General features: G+C 56.9%; 17 protein-coding genes. 8 read left to right on the top strand and 9 right to left on the bottom strand.

Features of this window, described 5'->3' with window-relative positions; genetic code table 11:
* Positions 1–33: 33 nt before the first annotated feature.
* Positions 34–1,962 carry a transglycosylase SLT domain-containing protein gene (locus tag F552_RS19285; RefSeq protein ID WP_018151991.1) on the bottom strand — a complete coding sequence of 643 codons (1,929 nt, stop codon included), beginning with the start codon at positions 1,960–1,962 and terminating at the stop codon, positions 34–36.
* Positions 1,963–2,091: 129 nt separating this feature from the next.
* Here F552_RS19285 and F552_RS0111995 point away from each other — a divergent pair, with 129 nt between their 5' ends.
* A complete protein-coding gene (locus F552_RS0111995; protein WP_018151990.1) occupies positions 2,092–3,456 on the top strand; it encodes an NAD-dependent succinate-semialdehyde dehydrogenase in 1,365 nt (454 codons plus the stop codon).
* Positions 3,457–3,471: 15 nt separating this feature from the next.
* On the opposite strand, the gene F552_RS0111990 is transcribed toward F552_RS0111995, so the two are convergent.
* The 6 genes from F552_RS0111990 to gap all read right to left on the bottom strand — a co-directional run bounded on the left by F552_RS0111990 (position 3,472) and on the right by gap (position 9,961).
* On the bottom strand, positions 3,472–4,866 hold the full coding sequence (locus F552_RS0111990) for an MBL fold metallo-hydrolase RNA specificity domain-containing protein (RefSeq protein WP_018151989.1): 1,395 nt from the start codon (positions 4,864–4,866) through the stop codon (positions 3,472–3,474).
* Between the two features lie 184 nt (positions 4,867–5,050).
* Positions 5,051–5,797: an oxygen-binding di-iron domain-containing protein gene (locus F552_RS0111985; protein WP_018151988.1), complete on the bottom strand. Its 747-nt coding sequence runs from the start codon at positions 5,795–5,797 to the stop codon at positions 5,051–5,053.
* Positions 5,797–6,399 (bottom strand): hypothetical protein, encoded by a 603-nt coding sequence (locus F552_RS0111980; protein ID WP_018151987.1) that lies wholly within the window; start codon positions 6,397–6,399, stop codon positions 5,797–5,799. Before F552_RS0111980 ends, F552_RS0111985 begins: the two co-directional genes overlap by 1 nt.
* 330 nt (positions 6,400–6,729) lie before the next feature.
* A complete protein-coding gene (gene mgsA / locus F552_RS19280) occupies positions 6,730–7,101 on the bottom strand; it encodes a methylglyoxal synthase (RefSeq protein ID WP_018151986.1) in 372 nt (123 codons plus the stop codon).
* A gap of 92 nt (positions 7,102–7,193) precedes the next feature.
* A complete protein-coding gene (gene pyk / locus F552_RS19275) occupies positions 7,194–8,672 on the bottom strand; it encodes a pyruvate kinase (RefSeq protein WP_018151985.1) in 1,479 nt (492 codons plus the stop codon).
* Positions 8,673–8,944: 272 nt separating this feature from the next.
* The gene (gene gap / locus F552_RS0111960; protein WP_018151984.1) at positions 8,945–9,961 is read right to left on the bottom strand and encodes a type I glyceraldehyde-3-phosphate dehydrogenase; all 1,017 of its coding nucleotides are present in this window, start codon (positions 9,959–9,961) and stop codon (positions 8,945–8,947) included.
* Positions 9,962–10,497: 536 nt separating this feature from the next.
* On the opposite strand from gap, the gene F552_RS0111955 reads away from it, so the two are divergent.
* Entirely contained in the window at positions 10,498–11,439 is a 942-nt protein-coding gene (locus F552_RS0111955) for an ABC transporter substrate-binding protein (RefSeq protein ID WP_018151983.1), read from the top strand.
* A gap of 14 nt (positions 11,440–11,453) precedes the next feature.
* On the opposite strand, the gene F552_RS0111950 is transcribed toward F552_RS0111955, so the two are convergent.
* Positions 11,454–12,146: a ComF family protein gene (locus tag F552_RS0111950; RefSeq protein WP_026182662.1), complete on the bottom strand. Its 693-nt coding sequence runs from the start codon at positions 12,144–12,146 to the stop codon at positions 11,454–11,456.
* A 120-nt stretch (positions 12,147–12,266) separates the two neighbouring features.
* On the opposite strand from F552_RS0111950, the gene bioB reads away from it, so the two are divergent.
* From bioB to F552_RS0111920, 6 genes are read left to right on the top strand one after another with little or no spacing between them, the layout of a single operon-like run.
* Positions 12,267–13,367: a biotin synthase BioB gene (gene bioB, locus F552_RS19270; protein ID WP_018151981.1), complete on the top strand. Its 1,101-nt coding sequence runs from the start codon at positions 12,267–12,269 to the stop codon at positions 13,365–13,367.
* A gap of 6 nt (positions 13,368–13,373) precedes the next feature.
* Entirely contained in the window at positions 13,374–14,552 is a 1,179-nt protein-coding gene (bioF, locus tag F552_RS0111940) for an 8-amino-7-oxononanoate synthase (RefSeq protein ID WP_018151980.1), read from the top strand.
* On the top strand, positions 14,549–15,352 hold the full coding sequence (gene bioH / locus F552_RS19265) for a pimeloyl-ACP methyl ester esterase BioH (protein WP_018151979.1): 804 nt from the start codon (positions 14,549–14,551) through the stop codon (positions 15,350–15,352). Before bioF ends, bioH begins: the two co-directional genes overlap by 4 nt.
* A complete protein-coding gene (bioC, locus tag F552_RS0111930) occupies positions 15,349–16,227 on the top strand; it encodes a malonyl-ACP O-methyltransferase BioC (RefSeq protein WP_018151978.1) in 879 nt (292 codons plus the stop codon). The genes bioH and bioC overlap by 4 nt, the downstream gene beginning before the upstream one ends.
* A gap of 23 nt (positions 16,228–16,250) precedes the next feature.
* The gene (gene bioD, locus F552_RS0111925; RefSeq protein ID WP_018151977.1) at positions 16,251–16,958 is read left to right on the top strand and encodes a dethiobiotin synthase; all 708 of its coding nucleotides are present in this window, start codon (positions 16,251–16,253) and stop codon (positions 16,956–16,958) included.
* 2 nt (positions 16,959–16,960) lie between these two features.
* A complete protein-coding gene (locus tag F552_RS0111920; protein ID WP_018151976.1) occupies positions 16,961–17,425 on the top strand; it encodes a tRNA (cytidine(34)-2'-O)-methyltransferase in 465 nt (154 codons plus the stop codon).
* Positions 17,426–17,519: 94 nt separating this feature from the next.
* Here the strand turns inward: F552_RS0111920 and F552_RS0111915 are convergent, their stop codons facing one another.
* Positions 17,520–18,569 carry a DUF475 domain-containing protein gene (locus tag F552_RS0111915; RefSeq protein ID WP_018151975.1) on the bottom strand — a complete coding sequence of 350 codons (1,050 nt, stop codon included), beginning with the start codon at positions 18,567–18,569 and terminating at the stop codon, positions 17,520–17,522.
* Between the last annotated feature and the right edge of the window lie 122 nt (positions 18,570–18,691).

The raw sequence follows: 18,691 nt of genomic DNA, 5'->3' as shown, positions 1-18,691 counted from the left end.
TCATAACGGGCAAGACCAAGATGCCTCAGGGATTTATTGGCGGCCGGGCATGATGCCCATGCGCCGTTTCAGGCTCACGTAAGGGTCACCCAGTACCGCCGCATAAAAGACGGCATTGGACATGACCTTCTTCACGTAGTCGCGGGTTTCATCAAACGGGATGGACTCTGCGTACACGGCACCTTCCAGCGGTGAACCACCCAGCCATGCCCTGGCCCTGCCGGGGCCGGCATTGTAAGCTGCGGTCGCCAGCACCGGATGGCCCAGACTGTCCAGCACGTACTTCAGGTAACTGGTCCCCAGCAATACGTTGGTTTCAATATCATGTATGCCTTTAGGGTTGTATTCGGCAAAGCCGATCTTCTTGGCAATCCAGCTGGCGGTGGTCGGCATCAGCTGCATCAGCCCTGCCGCACCAACTACCGAACGCGCCACTGACGCAAAACGGCTTTCCTGACGGATCAGGCCGAACACCCAGGACTCATCCAGCCCGACACGGCCCGTCTGGGATTTCATGACTTGCCGGTAGGGGCTGAGAAAGCGCAGGCTAAAGTTGTGCAGGGTTTTGGTTTTCTCGGCGGTATTGATGGCACGGTCAAACCAGTCGTTACGCTTGGCCAGCTCAGCAGCGGCCAGTAGCTGCTTGTCATCCATGCTGCGCATGCTCAAGGTCCACTCGCGATTGGCCTCGGTTTTCCAGTCCATCTGATACAGGGTTAACGCCCGTTGCAGTGCCGGTATCTGGCCAACCTGCTTGATTTCTTCTTCTGTGGCCTTGTACTGGTCTTTCAGATTGAGGAGGTTCTGCCCGAGTTCATCGGCGGCCAGCAGTCCGTAAAAGTTGTATTCACCGGCCAAGTCCTGATAGAGGGTTCGTGCATTGTCCAGATCCCCTTGCTGCGCCAGCGCGCGGGCTTTCCAGTAACGCCAGGCGGGTTCGGTGGCTTGCTTCTGCCCCATGGCATTGATCGCGTCCAGCAGTTGTTCCCAGTCTTTGGCGCGAAGCGCGGCCCTTGCCTTCCAGGCCAACTGCGTATCCGTCAGGCTGGCGTCCCCGGCCTGCTTGAACCAGGCAACAGCATCCGGTACCAGATTGTAGGCCCCCCAATAGCCTACCAACCCCCAGGCGTACTGACGGTCTGCGGGTGACATGCTGTCTTTCCAGCCAGCCAGGGTACTGGCGGCACTGCTTGGGTCGTTCATCGCCTGGCGATTGAGCGCAAACAGGGCGGTTTCTTTAGCAGGCTGAGAAGCCGGGAACGCGGTCTGCTTGTCCAGCCAGGTTTGTGGTGACTTATAGATTTGCTCCAGCTGTTTCAGGTCGAGCTGTTCTTTGGCGGGTAAAAACGGATTGGCATCGCGAACGGCATCCAGATTATCCGACTTGCTGATACGTGCTTCCCGCAGGGCATTGCGCATTCTGGCCCACGGGTTGGCAAGCAGCGAACTGCCTTTGGCTTGTAGTAGCGAATACAGGCTGATACAGCTTTTTGGCTGGTTGCTGCCGGATAACCATAGCGATTTGACTTCGGCAGCGTCTACACGGTTTTCTTGTTGCAGTGTGGCCGTCAGACGGTAGCAGGCCAGCTCGACCGGTTCGCTGGCAAACGTCCAGTTGTACGCCAGGTAATTGCGCCATTGCTGGCGGCGGCCCAGGCTGCCCAGCCAGTCCATTTTCAGTTTTTCTGCCAGCGGCGTATCCGGATAGTGCTTCAGGAAGTCCTGAATCTGGTCATCGGTCGTGTTGTCGATATCCAGCGACAATTGCCAGTAGCGCGGATAGGCTGCAAACAGCGTAGTATCCAGACGGCTGGCCATCTGCGACAATTTACCGGCATCACGCGCCCGGAAGGCATCTCTGGCCGCAGTCAGGTCTTCCGGAATACCGGCCCTGACCAGCTGACATGCCATGAACAGGGCAGCGGGTAGTAGAATACGGGTAGAATAGTAAGCAGATTTCATACAACGCTGATTTCTTGATTCGTTAAACAAGGCACAACCAAAAGGGATGACACCGATCAAGCCGGTAAGTTCTGCAACGAGGGACTGATCAGACCTATCCCCGCATGTAACAGTTGTAAGGATAACACAATGCCATACGAGAGCCGGAATCCGGCCACAGAAGAATTACTGGCCCGTTTTGATACATTACCCTCAAATGCGATCGGTGTGTTGATTGAGCACACCGAAAAGACACAAAAAGTCTGGGCCGGACTATCGCTGGCCCAGCGTTGCCAGGCCTTGCTGGCTGTCGCAGACCAGCTGGTACTGCGCAGAGAGCATTTTGCCCGTTTGATGACGCTGGAAATGGGCAAGCTTTGGCGGGAGTCGCTGGCCGAAATTGACAAGTGTGCCGATCTGGCCCGGTTTTATGCAGCCGAGGCCGAGCACATGCTGGCCAATGAAGCAGTGGATCTACCCTCCGGCCGTGGTTATGTCTGTTACCCGCCGCTGGGGACAGTGCTGGGCATCATGCCCTGGAATTATCCGTTCTGGCAGGTCTTTCGCTTTGCTGTGCCGGCACTGCTGGCGGGCAATGCCTGCCTGCTGAAGCATGCTGCCAATGTGCCCCAGTGTGCCATTGCCATCGAAGAAGTGTTCACTCACGCCGGTTTGCCGGAAGGGGTGTTTCGCAACCTGTTTGCCGACAACGACGATGTGGACCGGATCATTGCCCATCCATCCGTCAGGGCCATCTCCTTTACCGGCTCCGAGACGGTGGGCCGGCTGGTAGCGGCTACTGCGGGGCAATACCTGAAAAAGTCGGTGCTGGAACTGGGTGGATCCGACCCATGGGTGGTGTTGAAAGATGCCGATCTGGCCCCCGCCGTAGAACAAGCGGTTGCCGCGCGTTTTATCAATGCCGGCCAGGCTTGCACGGCGGCCAAGCGCATGATTGTGGTGCCAGAGATTGCCGACGCGTTTGTCGAACAGTTGGCGAACAAAGTAGCAGAATTATCGATGGGCGACCCGTTTGCCGACACGACCCGCATGGGGCCAATGGCCAGAAAAGACCTGCGCGACAAACTGCAGCGCCAGGTAGATGCCAGTGTCGCCACCGGGGCGGTGTTGCAAGGAACGCCACAGCCACGCCCGGATAACGGCTTTTTCTTCTCGCCCATGGTGCTGGACCATGTGCATCCGCATGCATCGGCTTACTTTGAGGAACTGTTCGGCCCGGTGGCTTGCGTCATCCGGGCAGAGAACGAGGACGATGCCCTCCGGATTGCCAATGACACCCGTTATGGTCTGGGGGCCGTGGTGTGGAGCCAGGACACCGATCGCGCCGAGGCGTTTGCCCACAAAATCGAATCCGGCATGGCCTATGTGAATGGCCAGCTGCGCTCCAATAACCGGTTGCCGTTTGGCGGCACCAAGGCATCCGGTTACGGACGAGAGCTGTCCCGCTTTGGCTTGCGGGAATTTACCAACATCCGCTCGGTCTGGATCAAGTAAACGACGGCACGAAAACTAGTCTGACAGGTCGCAGGTGGCACCAGCCTCTGCGACCGCCACATTTAGCCACTTGCTCCCCAGCAAATCACGGAAACTGGCCGACGCTTGTGCCTCTCCATGTACCACCCAGGTGTTGCGGGGAGGTGTTTGCAGATGTCCCGCCCAATTCATCAGGGCCGCCTGGTCTGCATGGGCCGACAAGCCGCCAATGGTAAAAATTCTGGCGGCAACTTCTACCTCTCGCCCAAACAAACGCACTTTCTTGGCGCCATCGACCAGACGTCGCCCAAGCGATGCCATGGCCTGAAAGCCGACAATCACGACACTGTTTTTGCGATGCGGCAGTTGCCAGCGCAAGTGGTGGCGGATACGTCCGGCATCGCACATGCCGCTAGCAGAGAGAATGATGGCACCACCGGGAATCTTGTTGATGGCCATCGAGTCTTCCACCGTCTCGGTAAAGTGGACCCGCTTCAGAAAACGGTGCCCGTTGTGGCTCAGCGCCAGCTGGGTTTCGGTATCGAGGTCTTCAAAGTGATGCAAGGTGATATCGGTGGCCTTGGTGGCCATGGGGGAATCGACATAGATTTGCCATTCGTCATCGATCCGCCCTTCTTCTGTGAGTTGCCCCAACAGATACAGCATGTCCTGCGTCCGGCCAACGGCAAACGCCGGAATCACCACATTGCCGCCGTAACGCCGGGTAATGTTGATTGCCTCGGTCAGTTCATCCAGCGTTTCTGCCATGCTTTTATGCAAACGGTTGCCGTAGGTGGATTCGATCAGCAAATAATCCGCGTGCGTGGGGAAAGCAGGGTCTTTCACGATGGGTCGCGAAGGCTGGCCTACATCGCCACTGGCGACCAGGGTTCTTAGGCCGGACTTGGTTTGATATTGCAGCTCGACAAAGGCAGAGCCGAGAATGTGCCCGGCATCCCGATACGTGACCTGAATACCTTCCACCGGAGAAAATGGCTGGTTGTAATGCTGGGGCCTGAGCAGTTTCAGTGCCTGCTCGGCGGCGGCGGCATCATACAGCGCGGTCGCATTAGGACGCATACGGCCACGGTGATGCTTGATGCGCCATTCGGCATCTTTTTCCTGAATATGTGCCGAGTCAGGCAATAACACGCCCAGCAGGTCGGCCGTTGCCATGGTGCAATAGATATCCCCACGAAACCCTTCTGCCGCCAGTTTGGGCAACAAGCCGGAGTGATCCAGATGGGCATGGGTCAGGATGACAAAATCCAGTTGCCTTGGGTTGAAAGGAAAAGGGGCCCGGTTTTTCAGATCTGCACGCATCCCGCCCTGGAACATGCCGCAATCGATCAAGCCTTGCCCCCAGGCTCCTTGCAGCCAATAGCATGAACCGGTTACCTCGCCTGCGGCGCCACAAAACGTTAACTGCATGTCATGGTCTTTTTAGAATGGGTCTGATTCATGATAGCCCGTGCCAGCTGATTTTTCGAGGTGTTTGCACGCATAGACGCACGCTCAGCAAGTTCGACGTTTCTGGAAAAAGCAAAAACCCCGCATTCAGTGGTCCGAACACGGGGCTTGGAGATCATGTTGCCATCGTGACGATGGCCTGATTTTATTTGCGGAAAGTCATGAGGCCAACGGGCAGCTCGGCAAACCAGTTAATGAAGCGCATCACATCCGCCCCCTGATAAATGGCTCCATGCTGCGGACACAGCATATCGATGTTCATGCTGGACACCCGCTGGCACCAGTCCAGTTTGGCCTCGGTAGACCCCATCCAGCGCTGATGAAACCCGCGCGCATAATCTATGTGGCGGTCAAAATCCTTGACGAACACCTCGTTGGCATCGTCCGGCAGCAACGCCGCGCCCACATCCCCGGAAAACAGGATCTTGGCCGTACCATCATACAACTGCATATTGCCGGAAGAATGCAAGAAGTGAGCCGGAATGGCGTCCAGACGGTGTTCGCCCAGACTGATCGGCATGCCTTCGTCCGGGATGCCGATCAGGGTTTCATCGTCCCCGCCAAAATGCGGAATGAAACTGGTCCACAGCCGGCTGGTATAGCAGCGTAGCGAGGGGTTAAAGTCCAGCCACAGGCCGAGTGAGGAAATGATGTCCGGGTCCTGGTGGGAGGCAAACAGGGATTTGATGCTGAGCGGATCGATCACCGTACAAATGGCCGAAAACACCGCCGGGAAAATTTCGCTGCCACCGGGGTCGGTGAGTATGGATTCGCCACCATAGGTGATAACGTATTCGTTGGTATCGATGACATAACCATGCTTGGCAGGATCTCTGGCAATCATGGTCCAGCTGAGATCGCCTTCCTGAAAAATGACTTGAGCCTGCTTCATCAATGATCCTTTAAATTCTGGCACAAGAGGTCAAGCGCCGGGAGAATGGCATGAATGTTCTGATCAAAATCGGATGACACGTCGCTCAGTTGCATGCTGTAGCCGGCACCATAGGCTGCCTCGATTTTGGCCGAGCGGGAAATGGCAATACCGAACTGGCAGATGCGCCGGGCATCGTCCAGTTTTTCCAGCAGTTTGACCCGTAACTGGGAAATGCGCTGGCGTTGACTGGTTTGCTCATTTTGCTGCGTTTCAATAACGGCCACCAGCGCGTCCTGATGTTGACTCAGGCTTTGCCGGGCACTTTCCAGCAAAATTTTGCGACGCTCCTGACGGAGCAACACGGTAATCAGGTTAACCGATTCATAAGCATCGGCTTTCAGATCATGCATCAGATGCGTCAGGTCTACCGCCAGTACGCGCAGTTCTTTAGATATCACCCCGAAACCCAGTGCGGTTCTGCCTGCCCGATTGGCCAGCAGAATGGCGTTCAGGGCCATCAGGTTGATGTGAAATGCAATAATGACAACTTTCTTGATGCCTTCATTCAGCCGGACCATGTCCAGCAGATCGTCTGCGGCTTGTGACTGATGCAATTGCATGACAAATACCTTTACTGGTGACATCCGGATACACTGTAACCAGAGTATGTACCGCGGGGGTGGCCCGGGGTACAGGGCTTACACTGCGGCAACGTCTGATTGCCGGGCAGGCGGACAAATACCATCAGCACCATTCTTGGTGGTTTGTTACTTTAATGACTATATAGTCAATTTTCTTTGACCCGCGTCAACGAATCCCGGACACACGCGGTCTTAATCACTATAGTGCGAACTTTGCCTCTTTGCAGGTAGCAAATTCATTTTTTTGATATCCGTCAAAATGGGCAGCGTGCGGGCGGATGGAACCGCCTGCAAGTGGCCCTGGCAGGTTTACTCATCGGCCAGTGAATCCAGCAACCTGGAAGCGGCTGCCACATTGGTTGCGAGAGGTACGTTATGTACATCGCATACCCGCATCAGCGCGGTAATGTCCGGCTCATGGGGCTGCGCCATCATCGGGTCCCGTAAAAACAGCACCATATCGACCTTGCCTTCGGCCACTAGCCCGCCAATCTGCTGATCCCCACCCTGCGGGCCAGACAGGTACGGCTGAACATTCAGGCCCGTGGCTTCGCGGATTCTGGCGCTGGTAGTGCCGGTGCCCAATAGCGCGTGCTGGCCCAGCAGATCTTTGTAGCGGGTGGCCAGGGCGACCATGTCGTCTTTTTTGCGGTCGTGGGCAATCAGTGCAATCGTGATCACGATGACATCCTTGTGAGTTATAGGTACTTTGAATGCAAAACAGCCACTTCAAACATCAAGTGGCTGTTTCATGTGAGCGGCCTGAAGCTGCCTTAGCTGGATTTGCGCTTGGCAGGGGCTTTTTTGGCCTCTGCCGGCTTGCTCTCTGCAAACCCGACCTTGACGATCTTCATGGTGTTGGTGCCACCCGGCTTGCCGATCGGCTCGCCATTGGTCAATACGATCAGGTCACCCACTTCGACAACGCCCTCTTCCAGCAATTTTTGCTCGGCAGTTGCCAGCACTTCATCACGGTCATGGCCGGAGGTTTCCATCAGGATGGTCCGCACGTCACGGTATAGAGCCAGGCGACGACGGGTGCTTTCTTTTGGCGTCAGGGCAAAAATCGGCACACCGGCATTCAGGCGGCTCATCCACAGGGCGGTAGAACCGGATTCGGTCAGTGCCGCAATCGCCTTGACCTTCAGGTGGTGGGCCGTAAACAGCGCCGCCATGGCAATGGACTGGTCGATACGGGTAAAGGTACGGTCCAGAAAGTCTTTATCCAGCGTGATTTCGGAAGACTTTTCGGCCTCGACACAGATACGGGCCATGGTTTCTACCGTTTCTACCGGGAACTGGCCACTGGCCGTTTCAGCAGACAGCATTACCGCGTCCGTACCATCCAGCACAGCGTTGGCGACGTCAGACACTTCGGCACGGGTTGGCACCGGGCTGAGAATCATGGACTCCATCATCTGGGTAGCGGTAATGGACAATTTGTTCATTTCGCGCGCGGTGCGGATCAGGCGCTTCTGAGCGGCCGGCACGGCAGCATCGCCAATCTCGACGGCCAGATCGCCACGCGCCACCATCACGCCATCACTGGCAGCCAGCAGCTCTTCCAGATTCTGGTACAGCGCTTCGGTACGTTCTACCTTGGCAATCATCAGGGCGTGGCCACCCGCCGCACGCATCAGCTCGCGAGCCATGTACATGTCGGCACCGTTTTTCGGGAAAGACACGGCCATGAAGTCAGCCTCGAACGCCACGGCAGTCTTGATGTCGTCCATGTCTTTGGCTGTCAGCGCCGGGGCAGACAAACCGCCGCCCAGCTTGTTGATACCCTTCTTGTTGCTCAGCACGCCGCCGTGCACCACCAGACAGTGAATCTCGGACCCGAAGACTTCTTCGACCTTCATTTCGATACGGCCATCGTCCAGCAACAGGGTATCCCCCGCCTTGACATCATTGACCAGTTCTTTGTAATCCAGCCCGACGCGGGTTTCGTCGCCAATGGTAGCCGTTGCGTCCAGAATGAACTTGCTGCCTGATGCCAGCTGGATCTTGCCGTCTACAAACGTACCAATACGGATTTTCGGGCCTTGCAAATCGGCCATCACCCCAACGTCTTTACCCAGACGGGTGGCAATTTCGCGGACCAGTTTGACGCGTGCGATGTGTTCTTCTGCAGAGCCGTGCGAGAAGTTGATGCGGACAACATTCACCCCCGCCAGAATCATGCGGGCCAATACGTCTTCTGACGAACTGGCCGGGCCCAAGGTAGCAACGATTTTGGTATTACGAAACATAAGCGACTATCACGCGAAACAGCGCGTGCCTCCTGTTGATATGCCGTTCTGGATGAACAGCTTGGTATATTGGCGGTACGCTATGGTTATAGCGCACCTGATGCAGGATAGATATCTTGCGCCGCAGCAAGGTGCAGGCGCAAAAAAAGAAGGGCACAAGACAGACAATACCTCCCCCCAGAAGCATTGGCCATCCTGCGCCCCCCACTCGTGAACCCCGTTTTGCATTGAATGACAAACCGTTTTCATAACGATTTGCGCGATCAGCTAACTTAGCCTGCTGCTTTCATCAATGCGACAGTGGTATCGAGCATACGATTGGAGAAACCCCATTCGTTGTCGTACCAGCTGGAAATCTTGACCAGTTTGCCTTCTGACACTTTGGTCAGCGTGGCATCAAAAATGCTGGAATGCGGATTGTGGTTAAAGTCTACCGACACCAGTGGTGCGGTGTTATACGCCAGAATCCCTTTCAGTTCGCCATCAGCGGCCGCTTTCAGGATGCTGTTGACTTCTTCAACCGTGGTGTCACGGGCAGCGACAAAAGTCAGGTCTACCAGTGATACGTTAATGGTAGGTACGCGAATCGCAAAACCATCCAGCTTGCCGTTCAGTTCCGGCAATACCAGACCGACCGCTGCAGCGGCACCGGTTTTGGTCGGAATCATGGAAGACACGGCCGAACGTGCACGGCGCAGGTCTTCGTGATACACATCGGTCAGCACTTGGTCATTGGTAAACGAGTGAACCGTGGTCATCAGACCGTTTACCACACCCAGTTTGTCGTGCAGCGGCTTGACCAGCGGTGCCAGACAGTTGGTGGTGCAAGATGCGTTGGAAATCACGGTGTCGCTTGCTTTCAGGACGTTGTGGTTTACGCCGTACACAATGGTCGCGTCCACGTCTTTGCCGCCTGGTGCAGAAATGATGACTTTCTTGGCGCCTGCCTGCAGGTGCAAGCCGGCTTTTTCTTTGCTGGTGAACAGACCGGTACATTCCATGACCACGTCTACACCCAGTTCTTTCCATGGCAGTTCAGCCGGATTGCGCACGGCTGTCACGCGGATCTTGTCGCCATTAACCACCAGGTAATCGCCATCTACCGAGACGGTCCCTGGGAAGGTGCCGTGGGTTGTATCGTACTGGGTCAGATGAGCATTGGTATTGGCGTTGCCCAGGTCATTGATGGCAACGATTTGAATATCGTGTTTTTTGCCGCCTTCATAAAAGGCACGCAGTACATTGCGGCCAATACGGCCATATCCGTTAATAGCAACCTTGATCGTCATGTTCCGTCTCCACTCGTTTTCTTGTATGAGGGCAGTTCTGCTTCCAAAACAACCGGTATCTGGCACGTGCCAGTTTTATTACTGGCATCACCCGTCTGGTGACTCGATATTTGCCAGACAACACACTGCGGCGTATTGGTGGGGGCTCAGGGATAACTCTAGACCAAATGTAGCTAAATTACAATACTAACTCCATATATTTTGTTGCAAAATTAGACAACGATAACGGATCGCAACAAGCCGCCAAACTAAACAGCCAACCAGCAGCAGAAAACAGCTGTACTAGCTGCCCGATCTTCAAAGACTGGATACTGTAGGCGCCACGAATGCCGCAACAGTGCTGATAGCCAGCGAGATCACCCGCTTTAGCGCCACCGCAGTTTGTCTGGCGGTGATTTTTTCAAAACGCGGGCTGAACTCGGTTATAGTTCGTGCTAACAAGAATGCGAAGACGATTTGCGTGCAAGTAACTGCACTACATGCAAAAACGATACTTCCAGGTGCCACGCCGCACAATCCGTAGAGGAGAAAGACACGTGCCGTATTCCCGTATTACCGCTGGCCTGATGTTGCTCGGCATGATCAGTAGTGCCCAGGCAGCCGCACTAAAGCATATTGGCGTTTCGCTGTCTGACCTTGGTAATCCGTTTTTTGTCCGGATCGCAGAAGGCGTGGAAGAAACCGCCCATCGCATTGCCGGCCCGTCGGTAAAGGTAACCGTAGTGTCCAGCGCTTACGACCTGCAGCGCCAGATCGCCCAGATGGAAGATTTCATCACCCGCAAAGTGGATCTGATTGTCTTGAACGCCGCCGACCCGGTGGCCATCGAACCGGTAGTCGGCCGCGCCAGAGATGCTGGCATCAAGGTGGTCGCCGTGGATGTCAACGCCACCGGAGCAGATGTCACCATTACGACCGACAACCTGAAAGCGGGACAGATGTCCTGCCAGGCACTAGCCGACAAGCTGGGTGGCAAAGGCAATGTGGTCATCCTCAATGGCCCGCCGGTATCCTCCGTGATTGACCGGGTCCGCGGCTGCAAGCAGATACTCGGCAAATATCCGGGTATCCGCTTATTGTCCCAGGACAAAAACGGCGGCGGCAGCCGGGAGGGGGGCATCGCCAAAATGACCGAGATTTTGTCGACCTACGCCAATATCCAGGGACTGTTCACCATCAACGACCCGACCGCTATTGGTGCGGAAGAAGCCATTATCCAGACCCGGCGCAAACGGATGATCATCATGAGCATTGACGGTGCGCCATCCATTGAAGCCCGGTTAAAAGACCCGACCTCGATGATAGAAGGCTCGGCCACCCAGTCACCGGACAAGATGGCGCAGCTGGCCGTAGAGGTGGGGTACCAGATGATCAACGGTAAGCCGCCCAAACAGACCACCATCCTGATTCCGCCGGTCTGGATTACCAAACAGAATGTCAAACAGTACAAAGGTTGGGGGTCAGGCGCCAAATACTGACCCCGGCGGTGGGCTCACAGGGCTCGCGCTACCACCCAGCCATGTACCGAAGTAGCACCGGCAGACTTGAGTGCCGTTGCTGCAGCATCCAGGGTGGCACCTGTGGTCATGACATCGTCGATCAGCAGGATGTCTCTCCCTATCACCCGTTCCCTGTCCGCCACAAATGCCTGTTTCAGGTTTCTTAGCCGCGCCGTGCGGTCCAGCTGCTGCTGGGGCGGCGTGGGCAATATCCTTTGCAAACCATAAGGATCTACGGTGAGCGACAGTTGCCGGCCCAATCGCCGGCACAACTCCGCAGACTGATTGTAGCCCCGAGCCTTGACCCGCAACGGGTGCAAGGGAACAGGCACCAGTAACAGGCCCTGCGTCTGTGGCGGCGGCACTTGCAACATCAGGTCAGCCAGCACCCGGGCATCCGGCCAGCGCTGCTGATGCTTGAACCCGATCAGCACACTGCGCAACGGCTCCTGATAGGCAAACCGGGCCGTCACCGAATCAATCACCGGCGCATGCTGCAAGCAGTGCCCGCACACTTCTCCGGCGGGCAAGGGTAAGGCGCAGCGGGCACAGCACGCGGCTGTCATGACCGGCAAACGGGTCTCGCAGTAGTGACAGATGGCATCCCTGCCCGGCATGCCACACAAGCGGCAGCCACCGGGCAGTATGTTCTGTGCAAAATTTATACACTTGTTTAGAAAATTCATCTCTCAAATTTGACAAGCAACAGGCGAAGCATTAACCTCAGGCAATCCGCTATTTTACGCCCAGAACACATTCAAATGTCATGAATCTGCTCTGGCAACCACTTACCCAGCAGGCTTGTCATGACCCAAGAAACCACTACTCCTTCTGTGCTGCAATTTCACGCCAGCACCAAACCGGTATTGCACCCGGAAGTTGCCCGTTTTAGTGCGGCCGATGTCGAAGCCCTGTTTGCCCTGCCCTTCAATGACCTGCTGTACCGGGCACAAACCGTGCACCGCGAGCATTTCGACCCAAACAGTGTCCAGCTGTCTACCTTGCTGTCGATCAAGACTGGCGGCTGTACCGAAGACTGCAGCTATTGCCCGCAATCTTCCATGCACGATACCGGCGTAGAAAACCAGGAAATGCTGGCCCTGAACACGGTGCTGGATGCCGCCAAGGCCGCTAAAGCAGCAGGCGCTGGCCGCTTCTGCATGGGCGCCGCCTGGCGTGGCCCAAGCCAGGATGATCTGGCCTCGGTACTGGAGATGGTCAAGGCCGTGAAGGCCATGGGTCTGGAAACCTGTGCCACGCTCGGCATGCTGAAATCCGGCCAGGCAGAGCAACTGCGTGATGCCGGTCTGGATTATTACAACCACAACCTGGATACCGCTCCAGAAAAATACGGCGACATCATCAGCAGCCGTGACTACGAAGACCGTCTGGATACCCTGAACAAGGTGCGCCAGGCTGGCATTAACGTCTGTTGTGGCGGTATTGTCGGCCTGGGCGAAGAGCGCCTGGACCGTGCCGGTCTGCTGGCACAACTGGCCAATCTGGAACCGCAACCGGAATCCGTCCCGATCAATAATCTGGTACAGGTAGAAGGTACGCCACTGGATGGCACCGAGCCGATCGACTGGACCGAGTTTGTCCGTACCATTGCCGTGGCCCGCATCCTGATGCCAAAGAGCTATGTCCGTCTGTCTGCCGGCCGCCAGCAAATGCCGGAAGCCATGCAGGCCATGTGTTTTATGGCCGGCGCCAACTCGATTTTCTATGGCGAAAAACTGCTGACCACTGGCAACCCGGATGTCAGCCGCGACCAGGCGCTACTGGCCAAGCTGAACATCAACGCTGCCAGTGTGACTCATACCGAAGCCGATCTGGATGAGGACGAAGATCACACCTCGCCAACAGGTGGCTGCGGTTGTGGCAGCGGCCACCACCATCACGGCTAAGCCCGGATGTTCGAACGTTTCTCCGAAGGTCTGGCGGCGCTCACTCGTGAGCATCGCCGTCGTCACCGTCGTATTGTCCAGAGCTCGCAACAACCGCATCTGACCGTAGATGGCGTTGCCAAACTGTCATTTTGCAGCAACGACTATCTGGGACTGGCAGCTCACCCCGCGCTGGCAGCCGCTGCGTGCGAGGCATTGTCGGCCAGTGGCTTGGGCACCGGTGCATCGCATCTGGTCAGCGGGCATCATCTCTGGCACGAGCGACTGGAAGAGGCGCTGGCCAGCTGGCTGGGACGCCCCTGCCTGACGTTTGCTACCGGCTATACCGCCAGTGTCGGCATCATTCCCGCACTGGTAGACCGGGCCGACGCCATTTTCATGGACAAACTCAACCATGCGTCGCTGAACGATGGCTGCCTGCTGTCGCGCGCCAGCACGCACCGGTTCCGCCACAATGACACCGAGCACCTGCGCCAGCTGCTGGAGAAATCCGACGCTCGGCAAAAGCTGATTGTGGTGGATGGCATCTTCAGCATGGACGGGGACATGACCCCGTTGCCAGCCATCCTCGCATTGGCAGAAGCATTCGATGCCTGGATTTATCTGGACGACGCACACGGCATTGGCGTACTGGGTGAACAAGGCCGGGGCACTGCCTCGCACTTCGGGCTGCACAATCATCCGCGACTGATTCAGCTGGTCACTTTTGGCAAGGCAGCAGGCTCGCAAGGGGCGGCTGTCTGCGCAGAACCGGTGGTGATCGACTGGCTGATGCACCATGCCCGCAGCCATATCTTCACCACGGCAGCACCAGCGCTACTGGCTGCCAGCCTGTGCGCCAGTATCGACATCATGCAACAGGCCGATGACCGCAGAGCACACTTGCAAGCGTTGATTGCCCGCTGGCAAGAAGGTAGCCGGGGTCTGCCCTGGGCCGCCCTGCCATCCCAGACCCCCATCCAGGGGCTGGTGATTGGCAGCAATGAAGATACGCTGGCATTGGCCAATGCCCTCTGGCAAGACGGCATCTGGGTACCGGCCATTCGCCCGCCTACCGTGCCCGAGGGAACTGCCCGCTTGCGGATCTCGCTTTCCGCCAGCCATACCCTGGCAGATGTAGACGAGTTGCTAGTCAGCCTGACCCGTATCGCACAATCACACCCTACACAGGCAAGCATGGCATGACCCGCTTACATATCGATACCTTACCTCATGCGCATGCAACGCCCGGCAAGGCATCTCCGGAACTGGTGCTGTTGCACGGCTGGGGCATGCATGGTCAGGTATGGGGAGAATTTGCAACCCGCCTGTCCGAACTGGCCACCGTGCATGTGATCGACCTGCCCGGGCACGGCCACTCCGGCCATACCGATCCGTTTGATCTGGCCAGCATGGCCGAAGCCGTGCAGCATGCCCTGCCACAACCCGCCATCTGGATGGGCTGGTCGCTGGGCGGCATGGTGGCGCAATATGTCGCGCTGCATCACCCGGACAGCGTACTGGGCCTGGGGCTGATTGCCAGTTCACCCTGCTTTACCACCCGCGAGGACTGGCCCAATGCCATGAAACCGCAGGTACTGTCGCAGTTTACCGACGAACTGGCCAGCGATGCTGAAGCCACCCTGCACCGGTTTCTAGCTTTGCAGGCCATGGGCAGTCCAAGCGCCAGAACCCAGGTCGTCCAGCTGAAGCAGGCACTGTCCAGCCGCCCGCTGGCGCATCAGGATACCCTTACCGGCGGCCTGCACATCTTGCGCGATGCCGACCTGCGCCATCGCCTGCACCAGATTACCTGTCCGGTCGAGCTGATCTACGGCGAGCGCGATGCTCTGGTACCTGCTGCCACCGCCCGCTGGCTGGCAGAGACCCTGCCGCATGCGCGGCTGCACTTACTGGCACAATCGGCCCACGCCCCTTTTCTGACCCATCCGGAGGTATGTCTGGATGCGGCAAGACAACTGATACTACAAAGCGACTCTCAATGACCGAGCACTTCTTACCCAACAAACGGCTGATGCGCAAAGCCTTTAACGAGGCCGCCTCCCGCTATGATGCAGCGGCGATTCTGCAACAGGAAGTCTGTAATCGCATGGCAGAGCGGCTGGAATACATCAAGCACCAGCCCGCCACTGTGCTGGATGCCGGTTCCGGCACCGGTTTTGGCCGCGACAAGCTGCAGACCGCGTATCCGAAAGCCAGCGTCATCGAGCTGGACATTGCCCACGCCATGCTGCTGGCAGCCCGCCAGAAAACCTCGCGCTGGAAACGACTGTTCAAAGACCCGCCCGCCGTGTGCGGTGACATCGAACAACTGCCGCTGGCCGATAACAGTCTGGACATGATCTGGTCCAACCTGGCGATTCAGTGGGTCAACGACCTGGACAAGGCGTTTGCCGAGTTTCACCGCGTGCTGGCCCCCAATGGCTTGCTGATGTTCTCTACCCTGGGGCCCGACACCCTGAAAGAACTGCGTCAGGCCTTTGCAGGCGTAGACCAGGCCGATCACGTCAACCGTTTTGTCGACATGCACGACATTGGCGACGGACTGGTGAAGAACGGGTTTGCCACCCCGGTGATGGACATGGAATACATCACCCTCACCTATCAGGACGTGCGCACCGTAATGCAGGACCTGAAAGCGATTGGCGCCCACAACGTCATGCATGGCCGCCCTGCCGGCCTGATGGGCAAGCAGCGCTGGCAACGGGTGATCGACAACTACGAAACGCTGCGCAAAGACGGCCAGCTGCCCGCCACCTATGAAATCGTCTATGGTCATGCCTGGAAACCGGAGCCCAAACCGGTCCGGGTCTTGGCAGACGGCCGACAAGTGATAGAATTCCGCCCTCGCAACACATAAGCCACAGCACAGGAGACCCAGCCATGGGCGGCGCATTCTTTATTACCGGTACCGATACCGAAGTCGGCAAGACCATGGTCAGTGTTTTGCTGATGCAGGCCCTGCAACGCCATGGACTCAGCGTACTGGGAATGAAACCCGTCGCATCCGGGTGTATTCCGGGCGATGTCGGCATGATCAGCGAAGATGCAGAAGCCTTGCTGGCAGCGGCCAGCTTCCCGGTTGACCGCAGCCTGATGAACCCGTACACCTTCGAGCCGCCCATTTCTCCGCATCTGGCGGCCAGAGATGCCAAGACCGAGATTGATCTGTGGCACATTGCGGCCAACCTCAATCAGTTGCGCCAGCAGGCAGACATGGTACTGGTCGAAGGTGCCGGTGGCTGGTTTGCACCGATCAGCGATAACCGTGACATGGCTGATCTGGCCCGCAGCCTGCAACTGCCTGTCGTACTGGTGGTAGGCATGCGTCTGGGCTGCATCAACCATGCCTTGCTATCCGTCAAAGCCATTGAAGACAGCGGCTGCCGCCTGCTCGGCTGGGTGGCCAACCGGGTAGAACCACGTCAACTGCGATTTGAAGACAACCTGGCCACCCTGCAAGCCCGCATTGCAGCCCCCTGTCTGGGCGTTGTTCCATATCTGGACAGCGAAGCGGCGGCCTCCGCCGCCGTAGACCAGCTGGACCTGAAAACCCTGCTGCCACTCGCACCGGTTCCGCTGGAAAACTGATCATGTTCCATATTGTCTTGTTTAATCCGGAAATCCCGCCCAATACGGGCAACATCATCCGTCTGGCCGCCAATACCGGTTGCCAGCTGCACCTGGTCGAACCACTGGGCTTCCCGCTCGACGATACCAAAATGAAACGCGCCGGGCTGGATTACCACGAATACGCCGAGATGCATGTCCACAAAGACTGGGCCGCATGCCAGGCCGCCCTGGCCGGAAAGCGCCTGTTTGCCTTTACCACCAAGGGCAGCCGCAATGCCTTTAGCGCCAGCTTTCAGGATGAAGACGTGTTTGTTTTCGGACCGGAAACCCGTGGCTTGCCCGCCGATGTCCTGGCCGGGTTTGAAGCGGATTTTCGCCTGCGCTTGCCCATGCTGCCCACCCAGCGCAGCCTGAATCTGTCCAACGCGGTGGCCATTACCGTGTTTGAGGCGCTGCGCCAGACAGGTTTTGCGGGAATGGCCTGACATCCCGATCCATGTACACCATAAAAAAAGCGGTAGTCCTGTCCGGATCTACCGCTTTTTTTACAACTTCAGGCACGCATGACTGACAGAGTGCTTATTCCTCTTTCAGCCGGTTATGCCGGATCGACGCAATCAGCGCCAGACCGATGAACCCGGCACCAATCAGGCCCGTCACCACTTCGGATATTTCGTGCACGGTGCCAAGGAACATGATGGCCGCCAACGCGCCAATGGCGTAAAACGCGCCGTGTTCCAGATAACGGAACTGGTCCAGCGTCCCTTGCTCCACAAACATCACCGTAAGTGACCGGACAAACATCGCGCCGACGCCCAGACCGATGGCAATGATGAAAATGTTGTTGGACAAGGCAAACGCCCCGATCACGCCGTCAAAACTGAAACTGGCATCCAGCACTTCCAGATACAGGAAGGCCGACAGGCCGGTACGCACCGCAGTGGTCGCCACACCATGGCCATGTTTTTTCTCTTCGCCGCTTTCCAGCAGAGCACTAAAACCATCAACCAGAATATAGCATGCCAGACCGGCCATGCTGGCCAGCAGAAACGGCAGCTGTTCGTGTTCGTGCATGGCAGAACTCATGGCATACACCGCCATCAGGCAGGCTGCGATCTCGAACGACTGCATCCGCCCGATCTGCGATAGCGGAGATTCGATCACCCGAATCCAGTGCACGTCTTTTTCCTTGTCGAGGAAAAACTTCAGAAACACCATCAGCAGGAAGGTGCCACCAAAGCCGGCCACCACCACATGGGCAGAAGTCAGTGTCTGCGCATACTGGTCAGGCGAATTGACTGCCATCATAAAAGCCGCAAACGGGTTTACATGGGCAATGACTGCGACGATCAGCACCGGGAACACCACCCGCATGCCAAACACGGCAATCAGCATCCCCCAGGTCATGAAACGCTTGCGCCAGACATGATCCATGTCTTTTAGCACTGTCGCATTCACTACCGCGTTATCAAACGACAGGGACACCTCCAGCACAGACAGGATCAGCGTAATGAAAACAGCCTTGCCCCCGCCCAGATGAAACGCCTCGCCTGCAAAATAAGCCAGCACCAGCCCCACCACCAGGGTAATGGCCGATCCTTTGAAAAACCTGAACAAAATGCCCAACATATACTCCCATCATCAAATGAATGTATGACTTTGTCGTTATCACTGGTGATCACATCAAGATGTCCGCATAATATACGAATACACGATGTTTACCTAACCTGGCCCGCCATGCCGCACAAATG

Source organism: Leeia oryzae DSM 17879, assembly GCF_000376945.1.
GTDB classification, from domain to species: domain Bacteria; phylum Pseudomonadota; class Gammaproteobacteria; order Burkholderiales; family Leeiaceae; genus Leeia; species Leeia oryzae.
Note: the sequence above shows the minus strand (reverse complement) of the source record. Positions and strands in the feature narration are given on the sequence as shown.

Excerpts from the sequence above, each read along its gene's own strand:
- F552_RS0111980 (WP_018151987.1), bottom strand. The coding sequence starts at position 6,399 with ATGCAATTGCATCAGTCACAAGCCGCAGACGATCTGCTGGACATGGTC.
- pyk (WP_018151985.1), bottom strand. The coding sequence starts at position 8,672 with ATGTTTCGTAATACCAAAATCGTTGCTACCTTGGGCCCGGCCAGTTCG.
- bioF (WP_018151980.1), top strand. The coding sequence starts at position 13,374 with ATGTTCGAACGTTTCTCCGAAGGTCTGGCGGCGCTCACTCGTGAGCAT.
- bioH (WP_018151979.1), top strand. The coding sequence starts at position 14,549 with ATGACCCGCTTACATATCGATACCTTACCTCATGCGCATGCAACGCCC.
- F552_RS0111950 (WP_026182662.1), bottom strand. The coding sequence starts at position 12,146 with ATGAATTTTCTAAACAAGTGTATAAATTTTGCACAGAACATACTGCCC.
- bioC (WP_018151978.1), top strand. The coding sequence starts at position 15,349 with ATGACCGAGCACTTCTTACCCAACAAACGGCTGATGCGCAAAGCCTTT.
- F552_RS0111920 (WP_018151976.1), top strand. The coding sequence starts at position 16,961 with ATGTTCCATATTGTCTTGTTTAATCCGGAAATCCCGCCCAATACGGGC.
- bioD (WP_018151977.1), top strand. The coding sequence starts at position 16,251 with ATGGGCGGCGCATTCTTTATTACCGGTACCGATACCGAAGTCGGCAAG.
- F552_RS0111990 (WP_018151989.1), bottom strand. The coding sequence starts at position 4,866 with ATGCAGTTAACGTTTTGTGGCGCCGCAGGCGAGGTAACCGGTTCATGC.
- gap (WP_018151984.1), bottom strand. The coding sequence starts at position 9,961 with ATGACGATCAAGGTTGCTATTAACGGATATGGCCGTATTGGCCGCAAT.
- bioB (WP_018151981.1), top strand. The coding sequence starts at position 12,267 with ATGACCCAAGAAACCACTACTCCTTCTGTGCTGCAATTTCACGCCAGC.
- F552_RS0111915 (WP_018151975.1), bottom strand. The coding sequence starts at position 18,569 with ATGTTGGGCATTTTGTTCAGGTTTTTCAAAGGATCGGCCATTACCCTG.
- F552_RS0111995 (WP_018151990.1), top strand. The coding sequence starts at position 2,092 with ATGCCATACGAGAGCCGGAATCCGGCCACAGAAGAATTACTGGCCCGT.
- F552_RS19285 (WP_018151991.1), bottom strand. The coding sequence starts at position 1,962 with ATGAAATCTGCTTACTATTCTACCCGTATTCTACTACCCGCTGCCCTG.
- F552_RS0111985 (WP_018151988.1), bottom strand. The coding sequence starts at position 5,797 with ATGAAGCAGGCTCAAGTCATTTTTCAGGAAGGCGATCTCAGCTGGACC.